The 13,798-nt window shown below is 44.8% G+C and carries 12 protein-coding genes and 3 tRNA genes; 13 read left to right on the plus strand and 2 right to left on the minus strand.

Features of this window, described 5'->3' with window-relative positions; genetic code table 11:
- Window position 1 precedes the first annotated feature (1 nt).
- The 5 genes from IE074_RS04980 to IE074_RS05000 all read left to right on the plus strand — a co-directional run bounded on the left by IE074_RS04980 (window position 2) and on the right by IE074_RS05000 (window position 5,606).
- The gene (locus tag IE074_RS04980; protein ID WP_189384331.1) at window positions 2–997 is read left to right on the plus strand and encodes a Bug family tripartite tricarboxylate transporter substrate binding protein; all 996 of its coding nucleotides are present in this window, start codon (window positions 2–4) and stop codon (window positions 995–997) included.
- A 67-nt stretch (window positions 998–1,064) separates the two neighbouring features.
- Entirely contained in the window at window positions 1,065–1,508 is a 444-nt protein-coding gene (locus IE074_RS04985; protein ID WP_189384332.1) for a tripartite tricarboxylate transporter TctB family protein, read from the plus strand.
- Window positions 1,505–3,031, plus strand: coding sequence for a tripartite tricarboxylate transporter permease (locus tag IE074_RS04990; RefSeq protein WP_189384333.1), 1,527 nt, complete (start codon window positions 1,505–1,507; stop codon window positions 3,029–3,031). Before IE074_RS04985 ends, IE074_RS04990 begins: the two co-directional genes overlap by 4 nt.
- A 6-nt stretch (window positions 3,032–3,037) precedes the next feature.
- Window positions 3,038–4,093: an AbrB family transcriptional regulator gene (locus IE074_RS04995; protein WP_189384334.1), complete on the plus strand. Its 1,056-nt coding sequence runs from the start codon at window positions 3,038–3,040 to the stop codon at window positions 4,091–4,093.
- 94 nt (window positions 4,094–4,187) lie between these two features.
- The gene (locus tag IE074_RS05000; RefSeq protein WP_189384335.1) at window positions 4,188–5,606 is read left to right on the plus strand and encodes a DHA2 family efflux MFS transporter permease subunit; all 1,419 of its coding nucleotides are present in this window, start codon (window positions 4,188–4,190) and stop codon (window positions 5,604–5,606) included.
- Between the two features lie 155 nt (window positions 5,607–5,761).
- Here IE074_RS05000 and IE074_RS05005 read toward each other — a convergent pair whose 3' ends face one another.
- Together IE074_RS05005 and IE074_RS05010 are read right to left on the minus strand one after the other, a co-directional pair.
- On the minus strand, window positions 5,762–6,190 hold the full coding sequence (locus tag IE074_RS05005; RefSeq protein WP_189384336.1) for an HIT family protein: 429 nt from the start codon (window positions 6,188–6,190) through the stop codon (window positions 5,762–5,764).
- Window positions 6,191–6,648: 458 nt separating this feature from the next.
- On the minus strand, window positions 6,649–7,815 hold the full coding sequence (locus IE074_RS05010; RefSeq protein WP_189384337.1) for a methionine aminotransferase: 1,167 nt from the start codon (window positions 7,813–7,815) through the stop codon (window positions 6,649–6,651).
- A gap of 321 nt (window positions 7,816–8,136) precedes the next feature.
- On the opposite strand from IE074_RS05010, the gene mnmG reads away from it, so the two are divergent.
- The 8 genes from mnmG to IE074_RS05050 form a co-directional block, all read left to right on the plus strand.
- Window positions 8,137–10,050, plus strand: coding sequence for a tRNA uridine-5-carboxymethylaminomethyl(34) synthesis enzyme MnmG (gene mnmG, locus IE074_RS05015; protein WP_189384338.1), 1,914 nt, complete (start codon window positions 8,137–8,139; stop codon window positions 10,048–10,050).
- 8 nt (window positions 10,051–10,058) lie between these two features.
- Window positions 10,059–10,712 (plus strand): 16S rRNA (guanine(527)-N(7))-methyltransferase RsmG, encoded by a 654-nt coding sequence (rsmG, locus tag IE074_RS05020; protein WP_189384339.1) that lies wholly within the window; start codon window positions 10,059–10,061, stop codon window positions 10,710–10,712.
- Between the two features lie 3 nt (window positions 10,713–10,715).
- Window positions 10,716–11,534 (plus strand): ParA family protein, encoded by an 819-nt coding sequence (locus tag IE074_RS05025; protein ID WP_189384340.1) that lies wholly within the window; start codon window positions 10,716–10,718, stop codon window positions 11,532–11,534.
- Window positions 11,524–12,507, plus strand: coding sequence for a ParB/RepB/Spo0J family partition protein (locus IE074_RS05030; RefSeq protein ID WP_189384341.1), 984 nt, complete (start codon window positions 11,524–11,526; stop codon window positions 12,505–12,507). Before IE074_RS05025 ends, IE074_RS05030 begins: the two co-directional genes overlap by 11 nt.
- 106 nt (window positions 12,508–12,613) lie before the next feature.
- Window positions 12,614–12,699, plus strand: a tRNA-Tyr gene (locus tag IE074_RS05035).
- Window positions 12,700–12,786: 87 nt separating this feature from the next.
- Window positions 12,787–12,860: transfer RNA gene (locus tag IE074_RS05040), tRNA-Gly, on the plus strand.
- Between the two features lie 37 nt (window positions 12,861–12,897).
- Window positions 12,898–12,972: transfer RNA gene (locus tag IE074_RS05045), tRNA-Thr, on the plus strand.
- 45 nt (window positions 12,973–13,017) lie between these two features.
- Window positions 13,018–13,798, plus strand: a 781-nt coding sequence (locus tag IE074_RS05050; RefSeq protein ID WP_189384342.1) for an elongation factor Tu, incomplete at its 3' end; no start/stop codon positions are given.

Genomic DNA, 13,798 nt, shown 5'->3' on the forward strand with positions numbered 1-13,798 from the left:
AATGATACTGTATAAAAAGACCTTATCTTTCCTTACTGCAAGCCTGCTTGGCCTTACTTGCCTGGGCACTGTCCAGGCACAAGAACAGCCCAAAAAACCGGAATGTATTGCACCGGCACAGCCTGGTGGCGGTTTTGACCTGACCTGTCGACTGGCCCTGAACGGTTTTGCCCAAACCAAAATCCTTGAAGCCCCCATGCGAACCATTTACATGCCAGGCGGCATTGGGGCTGTGGCTTATAACAATATCGTTGCCCAACGCCCTGCCGATGGCAACGCAATTGTTGCATTTTCAGGCGGTTCATTGCTCAATCTGGCTCAGGGCAAATTTGGCAAATACAACGTTAATGACGTGAAATGGCTGGCAGCGGTCGGTAGCGATTATGGTGTCGCCATTGTACGTAACGATTCCCCCTATACCGATCTCAAGTCCTTGATGGAAGCTTTCAAAGCGGATCCCAGCAAAATTGTTCTGGGCGCAGGCGGCTCTGTGGGTAGCCAGGATTGGATGAAAGCAGCCCTGACTGCCAAAGCGGCCGGTGTTGATTACAAGAAAATGCGTTTCGTTGCCTTTGAGGGCGGTGGTGAAGCCGTAACCGCCTTGCGAGGCGGACATATCCAGGCTTATATGGGGGATGCCGCAGAAGCCCGTACCATGCTTGATGGTGGTGCACCCATCCGGATTCTGGCCGTTTTCAATGATAAACGTTTGCCTGGAAAAATGTCGGATATTCCTACAGCCGCAGAACAGGGCTTTGACATTAATTGGCCCATTATCCGTGGTTTTTACGTGGGTCCCAAAGTATCTGACAACGAATACAACTGGTGGGTTGACGCTTTTAACAAATTGATGAAAACCCCTGAGTTTGCCAAGATGCAAGAGCAGCAAGGTTTGTTTCCATTTGACAAAACCGGTGCTGAACTGGATAGCTATGTGAAGGAACGCGTTCAGTTTTATACCGAACTGGCTGATTCTTTTGGTCTGATCAAAAAATAATTCAATAAAAACCGCAAGTTCCCCTGCCATGCGGGGGAACTTCAACGTATATTTCAAAGGTACTCTTATGGCACTCAATGACAGGGTATTAGGTATTGGCGCCCTTTTCTTTGCCGCATTTCTTACCTGGTTTGGCTACGATCTTGAAGCACCGTTTACCTATGAACCCGTAGGACCCAAAGCATTTCCGCTTATGCTTGCGCTAATCATCGCCATTTGCGGTGTACGGCTTGCTTACAAAGGTGGCAATACGGTTGAACCGAATCCGGAAGGTGCCAATTTCCGGATTATGACCATGGTCGCCTATGTTGCCGCCTATGCATTTTTATTCCAATGGGTCGGCTTTATTCTATCTACGGCACTCATGGCCATTTTTGTAGGCAGGCTGTTCAATGGTGCATGGATCAAATGCATTATTGGTGGCGTTGCAATGGGCCTTCTGTTCTTTTTCCTTTTTGATAAAGCCCTTGATGTTGTACTGCCCACCGGCATTCTCGGAGACCTCCTATGAGCGGATTAATGGAACATTTATCAATCGGGTTCGGGGTTGCCTTTTCAGGTATCAACCTGCTTGTGGCAGCCCTTGGCTCATTTATTGGCACCATTGTTGGCGTACTGCCCGGACTGGGCCCCATTAATGGCGTTGCCATGCTGGTTCCTATTGCCTTTGCCATGCAACTGCCACCAGAGACGGCCCTGATCCTGCTGGCCGCCGTATACGTTGGGGCCGAATATGGCGGCCGGATTACCTCTATCCTGATTAACGTGCCGGGTGAGGCCGCTGCCGTCATGACCACACTTGATGGCTATCCGCTGGCACGCCAGGGCCTGGCCAGCGTGGCATTATCACTGTCGGCCTGGTCTTCATTCATTGGTTCCACCATTGCCATTTTTGGCATCTTGCTATTGGCACCGTTGCTGGCCAAATGGGCTATTGCTTTCGGTCCTGCCGAATATTTTGTTTTGATGGTATTTGCCTTTTGTGCGCTTACCAGCCTATTGGGTGAACAACCGGTCAAAGGGATTCTGGCAGCCATGATTGGCCTGGCGATTGCCACGGTTGGGGTGGATGCCAACTCTGGCGTTTACCGTTATACCTTTGATTTGCCCAATCTGGCCGATGGTATTGATTTCGTGGTGGTGGTGATTGGTCTTTTTGCAGTTTCTGAAATGCTGCAAATGCTTGAAAACCTGCTTAGCGGTGTATCCATTGATGTTCCCAAAAGCGAACGCAAGCTATTCAATTTAAAAGAAATGGCACTTACCTGGTGGAGTACGGTTCGTGCCGGATTTTTAGGATTCTTCATTGGAATTTTGCCGGGCGCCGGTGCCAGTGTCGCCTCTGCCGTTGCCTATGCCAATGAAAAAAAACTGATTGAAAGCAAAGATCCCGATGCCAAATTCGGCAAAGGAGACATGCGTGGCCTTGCAGCCCCCGAATCCGCCAACAATAGCGCAGCAACCGGTTCATTTATTCCCATGCTGGCATTGGGTGTACCCGGTTCCGGTACAACCGCGGTCATGATGGGTGCACTGACCCTTTACAATATTACACCCGGACCGGTCCTGTTTGATACCCAACCCCAGCTGGTATGGGGGCTGATCGCCTCCCTGTTCATTGCCAACGTCATGCTGCTTTTAATGAACATTCCCATGGTACGGGTATTTGCAGCCATGTTATCCATCCCCTCCTGGTTACTGGTTCCTGGTATTTTATCCATCAGTTTTATCGGTGTATATGCCATTAATGCCACGACATTTGACCTGATGCTGGTGGTTGGAATTGGCGTGATTGGTTATTTCCTGCGGAAAATGAATGTACCTATGGCACCGCTTGTCCTGGGCGTGGTACTGGGCGATATGATGGAACAAAACCTTCGTCGTGCCCTTTCCATTACCAATGGTGAAATTTCCATCCTGTTTGAAAGCCCCATTTCCATCAGCTTATGGGTTGCCGCCATTCTGGTTGGCGTGGTTCCGCCATTATTCAGGAAATTTTCAAGAAAAAATGAAATTCATGTCCCAGCCAATTAATATGACATGTTTGTAAAATATTTAACCGGATTCCTTCTGGCACTGTCTGGCGCTTTGGTGGCGGTATGGTTAACCATACCACTGCCATGGCTGATTGGTTCACTGTTATTTACGGCCATCACCAAAACAGCCGGCGTCAACAGCACCTCTCACACGGTTTTCCGAAACATTGGTCAATGGGTTATTGGCACGTCCCTGGGTTTGTATTTCACACCAGAAGTTCTGGCTATCATCAGCGGTTACTCTCCTTTCATTTTTGCCGGGATGGTATTTGCCATTTTACTGGGTATCAATGGTTCTCTCATTTTAAGAAAATGGGGTCATGTTGATTTTAAAACCGCCTGGTTTGCCAGCGCCATTGGCGGTGCCAGTGAAATGGCCAACCTGGCTGAAAAAAACCATGCCAGAACAGATCTGGTTGCTTCGGCACACAGCCTGCGCATGATTATGGTGGTGGTTTCCATTCCCTTTGCGTTTAAATTCCTGAATATATCGGGCAATTATCCAGGAACGGAAGCCCTTTATTTTTTTAACACCAGCGGTTTTTTCAAGCTCATCATATTAACCAGCATCACCGGATTAATTTTCAAAAAGCTTTCACTTCCCAACCCTTGGGTCTTGGGTCCTTTACTGGTTACCATTTTATTAACCGGCAACGATACCATCCTTACCTATCTGCCCAATGAAATCTCAAAACTTGGCCAACTGTTTATTGGCTGGTCGCTGGGAGACAAATTTGGCCCTGATTTTTTCAAAAAGGCCCCCCGCTATTTATCAGTAGTAGCCATCAGCAATACCCTTAACCTGATACTCGCATTTGGATTCAGTTACCTGTTATTTATTATTTCAGATATTCCTTTTCCGACGCTTGTACTCGGCAATAGTCCTGGAGGCATTGCGGAAATGGCGATTACGGCAAAAGTGCTCTCACTGGGCGCGCCGGTTGTGACCGCATTCCACGTGTCACGTATGGTATTTGTATTGCTCACAACAAGCCCGCTATATCATTTTTTTGAAAAACACCTGAAGCCCAAGACCAGTATCAAGCGCCGTATTGACTGAACAAATGCGCGACAAGCCCAGCCCTTCAGGGCAGGGAGGATGTCAAATATCCTTTAAACTGAGATATTTCAAGACTCGATACCTCAACATTACCATGTCAACTGACTCCAACCATCACGCAAAACCAGACAAAACAAAACAATCCACTGCCGTTCGACTGATTCCCTTTATTGTTGGTTGCGCCCTTTTCATGCAAATGCTGGATTCCTCTGTTGTGGCAATGGCCTTACCCATGATGGCCGATACTTTCAACACCACGGCAGTACGCATGAATATTGCCATAACCGCATATCTTGTTGCGGTTGCGGTTTTTGTTCCCGTTTGTGGATGGGCCGCAGACCGCTTTGGCGCAAAAAAAACATTCCTGCTCGCCATCATGCTGTTTTGCCTTTCCTCACTGGGCTGTTCAATGGCACCAACGCTAGAGACTTTTGTACTTTTCAGGTTTATTCAAGGCCTTGCCGGTGCCATGATGGTGCCCGTAGGTCGTATTATCATGTTAAAAGCCGTTCCCCGAGAGCAGTTGCTCAAGGCAACGGCTTTTTTATCCGTTCCTGCCCTGCTAGGGCCAATGATTGGCCCGCCTCTGGGTGGCTTTATTGTTACTTTCACTTCCTGGCACTGGATTTTCCTGATCAATATTCCCATGGGCATGCTTGGTATTTTCATGGTGCTTAAATATATTCAGGAATATAAAAAAGAAAATCCTCCTCGTCTGGACTGGCCAGGATTCATCTTAAGTGGCCTTGCCATGGCTTCTTGCGTATATGGTTTTGAATCCCTGGCAAAAAACCAGGGATTTATCAATGCCTATTTTCTATTAGCCATTTCTTTTATTAGTGGAATCCTGTACTGGTTTCATGCCAAACGGGTCGCCAATCCCATTATTGACTTGTCCCTTTTAAAAATCCAAAGCTTTGCCATTTCCATTATTGCAGGCAATTTATGCCGCTTTGCAGTTGGTTCAACTCCATTTTTGCTGGCCTTATTGTTACAGATTGGCTTTAATTACACCCCTTTATCGGCGGGCCTGATTACTTTTGCCGGTGCCTTGGGTGCTCTTGCCATGAAGTTTGTTGCCATCCCCATCCTGAAAAGATTTGGTTTTCGCAGTGTACTAACGGTTAATGCGGTTATTACCGGCCTTTTTATCATGGCATGCGCCTTGTTTACCCTTGAGACCCCTATCTGGCTCATAACAATGACCCTGCTTTTTGGCGGCTTTTTCCGTTCTCTGGAGTTTACTTCGGTCAATACCCTGAGTTTTGCCAACATCAAACCTGAGAAAATGAGCCAGGCCAGCAGTTTTTCAGCCACTGCGCAGCAAGTGGGAATCAGTATGGGTATGGGGATAGCGACCTTAAGCATTGACTTCAGCATGCGCCTGAACGGTTCCCTGACCCCCTCAGTTCAGGATATCAAGTCGGGTTTTATTGTTATTGGGGCTGCATCAATCCTTTCTGCCTTGTGGTTTTACCGATTGGAAAAATCAGCAGGGGCAGGTATGTATTAATTATACAATTCGTACCCTAGCCCTCTATGCCTGTTTCAATTTACATTGTGCTACTGGGTGCATGGTAATAAATTTGAACCAATAATAAAAAAAACCAAGCCCGGTGCAATACCGGGTTCAGTTTTTAAGCAATCTAAAATCAAAGTGTATAAGTATTAATTCAAGTCATTAATAGCAGCAATAATTTTTTCAGCCAAGGCTTTTATTGCCTCCATATCCCCTTTGACATGAGCATGGGCGTGAACATTTTGTCCTTCATAGCGTGGCACCAAATGAAAATGAACATGATCAACCGTTTGTCCGGCTGCGGCGCCATTAAACTGGCTAAGAACAATTCCATCGGCATTGGTTGCTTTCATTATTGCAGGGGCAATTTTTTTTGCTGTAGAAACACAGGCCTGGGCCGCATCGTAAGACAAATCAAACAAGTTAACGGCTGGTTCTTTGGTTAATACCAATGTATGTCCAACCGTTTGCGGCATGATATCCATCATGACGTAGGTTTTGTCATCTTCATACACTTTAAATGAAGGTGCTTCCCCTCGTAAAATTTTAGCGAAGATATTATTTGTATCGTAAGCCATTCCAATTATCCATAAAAGTAGTCAATTCACTGAAACCGAAGCAATTTGATGATTACTTTAACATAAATCATCAAGGGTAATTTCAACATCCTGAACCAAATTGCATCGATAAAACGATTAAATGCAGCCAACTTTAAAACATTAAAAAACACGATTCAATCCTGTTTTTAATTTTCTGAACACCATAAAAACAGACATTTATCGTGTTTTTTCAAAAAAAACGGCTGTGGATAACTACTGTGAAAATGATTTGTGAATAACTTTTGTATGAAAAGTGAAGAACCCGGCTTCAAAATTTGGTGCCAAAACTTGTTCAACTTTATCCAACACTAAAAAGAATTGAACTCAACAAGCAAAAAACAGCATAAAACCCTGTTTTTAATGAAAAAAACAGGGTTTCAGTACTTATCCACAGAGCATCTAGTTCTTAATCAGTTATATATAAAGAAAAATAATAACTAAATAGTACTTAGCACTTGTAAAGCTTTTTCCAATGTTTCATTTTTCTTTGCAAAACAAAACCGGACCAAATTATTATTCGAACTCAATGCAGAAGAATCTTTATAAAATGCAGAAACCGGAATCAGCGTTACACCATGTTTTTTCGTCAATTCCGTGGCAAAGTTCAATTCATTAGCCGATGAGACATCGCTATAATCAGCCAACAAGAAAAAAGTACCTTCACTCTTGATTGGTTTGAAACGGGTATTTAACAAACCGTTATATAGAAAATCGTGCTTTTTTTGATAAAAACTGGATAAATTCAAATAAGTGGCCGGATCTTTCATAAATTCGGCAAATGCATATTGCATGGGTGAACTTACGGTAAAAACCACAAATTGATGAATTTTCCTGAATTCTGCGGTCAGTGCTTTAGGTGCACTGCAATACCCTACTTTCCAGCCAGTGGTATGGTAGGTTTTGCCAAAAGAAGAAATAACAAACGAACGGCTGGCTAAAAAATCCCGGGTAGATAAACTCAAGAAAGGTTTATTTCCAAACACAATATGTTCATAAACCTCATCACCAATCAAAAATATTTCGTTATCCTTGATTAAATCTTCAATAGCATCCAGATCAGATGATTTCAAAGTAAGACCAGTTGGGTTATGAGGAAAATTCAGAATGATCAACCGGGTTTTTTCAGTGATGGCATTTTTCACTTTATTCCAGTCAATTGAGTAGGCAGGATTATTTTTAGAAGGAGGAGTCAGGGAAACAAATACCGGAATTCCTCCGGCTAATTTTATGCATGGTACATAAGAGTCATAGCATGGTTCAATAACAATAACTTCATCACCATCATGAACAACGCTTAGTATTGAAGACATTAACGCTTCAGTAGCGCCATTGGTAACGGTTATTTCTGTCTCGGGGTTGTAACTTTGCGAATAAAGTTGACTTATTTTATCTGCAATGGCAATTCGTAACGATTGTACGCCTGGCATATATGGATACTGGTTATGTCCACTGAGCATGGCTTTATTCACCAATGAAACCAGTTTTTCATCAGGATTGAAGTCTGGAAATCCTTGCCCCAGATTTATCGCATTATATTCATTGGCCAACTGGCTCATGATGGTAAAAATAGTTGTTCCAACGTCGGGTAATTTTGATTTAATCATTTTATTCACAGTTTTTGTATAACAATTTCAAGCTATATAAATTTTATCAACAAGGCTATAATCCTTATTATGCCTTATTGTAGAGAATGTTATTAACATTTTATACATGGCAGTACATACCTTTTCGTCTTATTATTAACAAAGTTATCCACAGAGCTTTGCTTTGTTCCACGTGGAACAACCTCAAAACAATCTTACCTAAAGATTTTTCGTTTCCGGACATAAAAATATCCAAAATAACTGAAATTATGCAAATGTTCCACGTGGAACATTTGTTCTGGATTTATAATTAACTATTGCTATTTTTTTATTAGAAACAAAATGGATTACCCAAACGAGTTTGATGTGATAGTAGTGGGTGGTGGTCATGCTGGGACAGAGGCCGCTTTGGCTTCTGCCCGTACTGGTGCCAAAACATTATTGCTCACACACAATATTGAAACCCTAGGCCAAATGTCTTGCAATCCTTCAATAGGTGGGATTGGGAAAGGACATCTGGTAAAAGAAATTGATGCACTAGGTGGCGCCATGGCGCTGGCAGCAGATGAAGCAGGAATACAATTCAGAATACTGAACAGTTCAAAAGGCCCGGCCGTGCGCGCAACAAGGGTGCAGGCAGACAGGGTGCTGTACAGACAAGCCATACGTACCCGACTTGAAAATCAGGAAAACCTTTGGTTGTTCCAGCAGGCAGTTGATGATCTGATTGTTGAAGGTGACCGGGTGGTTGGAGCGGTAACACAGATTGGTCTTAAATTCAGGTCGCGTGCTGTGGTATTGACAACAGGTACTTTTTTGAATGGTCTAGTCCATGTTGGATTGAAGAATTATTCTGCAGGCCGTGCAGGAGATCCTCCTGCCATCAGCCTTGCCCATAGATTAAAAGAGCTGAAGCTCCCTCAGGGACGACTCAAAACCGGTACGCCTCCGCGTATTGATGCCAGAACGATTGATTTTTCCAACCTGATTGAACAGCCAGGAGATCTGGATCCTATTCCTGTTTTTTCATATATGGGGAATGCACAAATGCATCCCCGGCAGTTGCCTTGCTGGATTACCTATACCAATGAAAAAACCCATGAGATTATCAGGGGTGGGCTGGACAGGTCTCCTATGTACACAGGGGTGATTGATGGTATTGGGCCGCGGTATTGTCCTTCAATTGAAGACAAGGTGCATCGTTTTGCTGACAAGAATTCACACCAGGTGTTTCTGGAGCCTGAAGGCTTGACAACCAATGAAATTTATCCGAATGGAATTTCAACCAGTTTGCCTTATGATGTACAGCTTGAATTAGTGCATTCTTTGCCAGGTCTGGAAAATGCCCATATTCTTCGCCCGGGTTATGCCATTGAATATGATTATTTTGATCCACGTGGATTAAAAAGCAGCCTGGAGACAAAAAGCATTAATGGCCTGTTTTTTGCCGGGCAAATTAACGGAACCACCGGATATGAAGAGGCAGGTGCTCAAGGTTTGTTGGCAGGCTTGAATGCAGCCTTGCAAGTGAAAGGTGAGGCACCCTGGACCCCGCGGCGCGATGAAGCCTATTTAGGTGTTCTGATTGATGATTTGATTACCAAAGGTGTTACCGAACCTTATCGAATGTTTACCTCAAGGGCGGAATACCGTTTGAGTTTGCGTGAAGATAATGCCGATTTCAGGTTAACTGAAACAGGAAGGAAACTGGGTGTTGTACCTGATGACCGTTGGGAATTTTTTAGCCGTAAAAGAGACAATGTGAATGCGGAAATAAAACGTTTGGGCGGAACAAGGGTTCATCCTAAAACGTTTGCTGATGAGCAGGCACAAACGCTGTTGGGCAAATCTCTTGAAAGGGATTACACCTTGGTTGATTTGCTGAAAAGGCCGAATGTCAATTACAAAGACCTTGTAAATACAACAACTGTCAGTGGTGAAACTTTTCATTCGGACATTGAATTGTCAGATTCAGAAATTGAGCAGGTTGAGATTCAGGTCAAATACGCTGGTTATATAAACAGGCAACAGGAAGAAGTACGCCGTCAAAGCACCTATGAAGACCAGAAAATACCCGTTGATTTGAATTATGATGAAGTGGGAAATTTATCTTTTGAAGTCCGGCAGAAACTCAGGGAAAGTCGTCCTGAAACAATTGGCCAGGCAGGGCGAATTTCAGGTGTAACACCGGCAGCCATTGCATTATTGCTGATTCATATAAAACGAATGCAATATTCCGATTTAAAAAAGGCATAAGCGTAGCAATGAGTGATTCAAAAAAATGCCTGTTTGAAGCGGCCAGGCAACTTGGGCTTGAAATGAGCGAAGAACAGGCGCATGCATTGCTTATGTACATAGAACAGATGCAGCGTTGGAATAAAACCTATAATCTGACTGCCTTGAAAAACAAGGAACAAATGCTTGTTCAACATATTTTTGACAGCCTTTCTGTGGTATTGCCTTTAAGAAAAAAACTGTCAGGCAGGAAAACTGTAAATGTATTGGATGTGGGTTCAGGGGGTGGTTTGCCTGGGGTTGTCCTGGCTATAATGAATTCCACGTGGAACATTTGCTGTATAGATGCAGTTGAGAAAAAAACTGCTTTTGTGCGTCAGATGTCAGGCGTGTTAAAGCTTCCCAATTTGTCTGCAAAGCATATTCGAATAGAGCAAAGAACCGAACCTCAGGTAGATTTGGTTATTTCAAGAGCATTTGCGTCCTTGGCTGACTTTGCTTCCTTGGCCGGCAAGCATGTAGATGCATCCGGTTATCTGGTTGCAATGAAAGGGCATTATATTCAGGATGAAGTAAATGAATTGGTATCCAGAACCGAATGGGAAGAGGCCTCACATGAAACGCTTGAGGTTCCGGAACTGGATGCAAACCGGTGTTTAATCTGGCTGCAGCGTAAAGGGTAGGTCATGGGGAAAGTTGTAAATTCAATTAAGATTTTTTGTATCGCCAATCAAAAAGGCGGAGTAGGTAAAACAACCACGGCAATCAATCTTGCCGCCAGTCTGGCATCACATAAGAAAAGGGTCCTGCTAATAGATCTTGATCCTCAGGGTAATGCCACTATGGGAAGCGGTATAGATAAAAATAGTTTAAGTTTAAATATATATCAGGTGCTTATTGGCGAAGCCGGTATCAACGAGGCCAGGGTACGTTCAGAAAGTGGCGGTTATGATGTCTTGCCAGGAAATCGCGAGTTGTCAGGAGCCGAAATTGATCTGGTGCAAATGGATAATCGGGAGCATCAGTTAAAACAGGCAATAGATAAAGTAGCTGAAGATTATGATTATGTGCTTATTGATTGTCCGCCAACTTTGTCTTTGCTTACGTTAAATGGCCTTTCATGTGCAAATGGCGTGATTATTCCAATGCAATGTGAATACTTTGCACTTGAAGGATTGTCTGATTTGGTTAACACCATAAAACGTGTCCATAAAAATATCAATCCTGAATTGAAAATGATAGGGCTGTTGCGTGTAATGTTTGATGCACGGGTCACCTTGCAGCAACAGGTTTCAGAACAGCTGGAGTCACATTTTGGCGACAGTGTTTTCAATACAGTCGTTCCTCGTAATGTAAGGCTGGCAGAAGCACCAAGTCATGGCTTGCCAGGGATCGTTTATGATAAGTCATCACGTGGTGCAAAGGCGTACATGCAATTTGGTGCTGAAGTCATTAAGCGTGTGAAAATGATGGATAAGGAAAACGGAAATAGAAATGGCAATTAAACCGACGGCAAGTAAAACAGCAACTAAGGCAGCAGGTAAAACAGCCAGCAAGACAGCGGTAAAAAAAACCAAGGGTCTGGGACGTGGCCTTGCGGCACTGCTGGGAAATGATATTAATGTTCTTGAAGACATCAGAAATGAAGAGCAGGGGAAATCTGCCCTGCCACCTTCGGTCATTCAGATAGAAAAATTGCAGGCAGGGAAATATCAACCCCGAACCCGAATGGATGAAGGTGCTTTGACGGAACTGGCTGATTCAATCAAAACCCAGGGCATCATGCAGCCTATTCTGGTTCGGCCGTTAAAAAATGATCCTGAAGGCAAATTTGAAATTATCGCGGGTGAGCGGCGTTATCGGGCTGCAATACTTGCGGGTCTTAAAGAAGTTCCTGTTCTGGTTCGTGAAGTTGCCGATGAAAATGCGGCCATTATGGCACTTATTGAAAATATCCAGCGTGAGGACCTTAACCCGCTGGAAGAGGCCCAGGGTGTGAAGCGTCTTATTGAGGAATTCAGCTTTACACATGAACAGGCTGCGCAGGCTATCGGCCGTTCCCGTTCTTTAACCAGCAATTTATTGCGATTGCTGAATCTGGCGGAGCCTGTGCAAACCATGCTGTTGGCCGGAGACATTGATATGGGACACGCCCGTGCTTTGCTGGCGGTTGATGCGGCGACACAGATTTTATTGGCAAACCAGGTCGTGGCAAGAAGTTTGTCGGTTCGTGAAACTGAAAAACTGGTCAAGCAAACGATTGAAGGTGAAAGCAAAAAGGCGGCGGGTATTGTCAGGTCTGCGCCTGACCGGGATCTGGTACGACTTGAAGAAGCCTTGTCGGATCATTTGGGCACCAAGGTGGTTCTTAAGGTAGGTGCAAAAAACAAAGGTCAGCTCATGATAGATTTTCATAGCTGGGATCATTTGAACTCGCTACTGGAAAAGCAGGGTCTGTCATCGCTGATAGAGCACTAATGATCACGTTAAATTTAAATTCAACAAAAAAACCACTTTTATTTTGGTTTTTTGTTGAAGGTGCTTGACGTACCTGAAATGTATGTGCATAATTACACATTCTCTGGGTGGAGTGCCCGAGTGGCTAAAGGGGGCAGACTGTAAATCTGTTGGCTTGCGCCTACGTTGGTTCGAATCCAACCTCCACCACCAGAGAGCCTAATTTAAATTATTTGTTCTTTGTGATGGCTATGTGATATCCGTTAAACAATAACAAATAATGGGTCAAGCGAAAGATCCGCGGGTGTAGCACAATGGTAGTGCAACAGCCTTCCAAGCTGATGACGAGGGTTCGATTCCCTTCACCCGCTCCAGACTTGCCGGCTACCTCATCCGGTAAGCACAGAATTCGCCCAAGTGGCTCAGTGGTAGAGCACTCCCTTGGTAAGGGAGAGGTCGCGGGTCCGATTCCCGCCTTGGGCACCATGTAAACTTTGTTATTAATTCCAGCACCATCATCAGGAGTCGGTCATGGCAAAAGGTAAGTTTGAACGTACCAAACCGCACGTAAACGTAGGTACGATCGGTCACGTGGATCACGGTAAAACAACATTGACAGCAGCAATTTGTACCGTTCTGTCAAAAGAGTTCGGCGGTGAAGCGAAAGACTACTCACAAATTGACGCGGCTCCCGAAGAAAAAGCACGCGGTATTACCATCAACACTTCACACGTTGAATACGAAACCGCAGAACGTCACTACGCACACGTAGACTGCCCAGGACACGCTGACTATGTTAAAAACATGATCACCGGTGCTGCGCAGATGGACGGCGCGATCCTGGTTTGTTCAGCCGCTGACGGCCCGATGCCACAAACCCGTGAGCACATCCTGCTGTCACGTCAGGTGGGTGTTCCTTTCATCATCGTGTTCCTGAACAAAGCCGACATGGTTGATGACGAAGAGTTGCTGGAACTGGTTGAAATGGAAGTTCGCGAATTGCTGAGCAAATACGACTTCCCAGGCGATGATACACCTGTTATCAAAGGTTCAGCCAAGCTGGCCCTGGAAGGCGACGAAGGCCCATTGGGCAAACAGGCCATTCTGGAACTGGCCAAAGCCCTGGATACCTACATCCCCACCCCCGAGCGTGCGGTTGACGGTACGTTCCTGATGCCTGTTGAGGACGTGTTCTCTATTTCCGGTCGTGGTACTGTTGTAACCGGCCGTATCGAGCGCGGTATCATCAAGGTGGGTGAAGAGATTGAAATCGTGGGTATCCGCGACACCGTTAAAACCACATGTACTGGCG

Origin of the sequence: Advenella faeciporci, assembly GCF_014652395.1 — a bacterium.
GTDB classification, from domain to species: domain Bacteria; phylum Pseudomonadota; class Gammaproteobacteria; order Burkholderiales; family Burkholderiaceae_B; genus Advenella; species Advenella faeciporci.

Coding starts and splice junctions, on each gene's coding strand:
- IE074_RS04995 (WP_189384334.1), top strand. CDS start 3,038: ATGTTTGTAAAATATTTAACCGGATTCCTTCTGGCACTGTCTGGCGCT.
- IE074_RS04985 (WP_189384332.1), top strand. CDS start 1,065: ATGGCACTCAATGACAGGGTATTAGGTATTGGCGCCCTTTTCTTTGCC.
- IE074_RS05005 (WP_189384336.1), bottom strand. CDS start 6,190: ATGGCTTACGATACAAATAATATCTTCGCTAAAATTTTACGAGGGGAA.
- IE074_RS05025 (WP_189384340.1), top strand. CDS start 10,716: ATGGGGAAAGTTGTAAATTCAATTAAGATTTTTTGTATCGCCAATCAA.
- IE074_RS05030 (WP_189384341.1), top strand. CDS start 11,524: ATGGCAATTAAACCGACGGCAAGTAAAACAGCAACTAAGGCAGCAGGT.
- mnmG (WP_189384338.1), top strand. CDS start 8,137: ATGGATTACCCAAACGAGTTTGATGTGATAGTAGTGGGTGGTGGTCAT.
- IE074_RS05010 (WP_189384337.1), bottom strand. CDS start 7,815: ATGATTAAATCAAAATTACCCGACGTTGGAACAACTATTTTTACCATC.
- rsmG (WP_189384339.1), top strand. CDS start 10,059: ATGAGTGATTCAAAAAAATGCCTGTTTGAAGCGGCCAGGCAACTTGGG.
- IE074_RS04980 (WP_189384331.1), top strand. CDS start 2: ATGATACTGTATAAAAAGACCTTATCTTTCCTTACTGCAAGCCTGCTT.
- IE074_RS05000 (WP_189384335.1), top strand. CDS start 4,188: ATGTCAACTGACTCCAACCATCACGCAAAACCAGACAAAACAAAACAA.
- IE074_RS04990 (WP_189384333.1), top strand. CDS start 1,505: ATGAGCGGATTAATGGAACATTTATCAATCGGGTTCGGGGTTGCCTTT.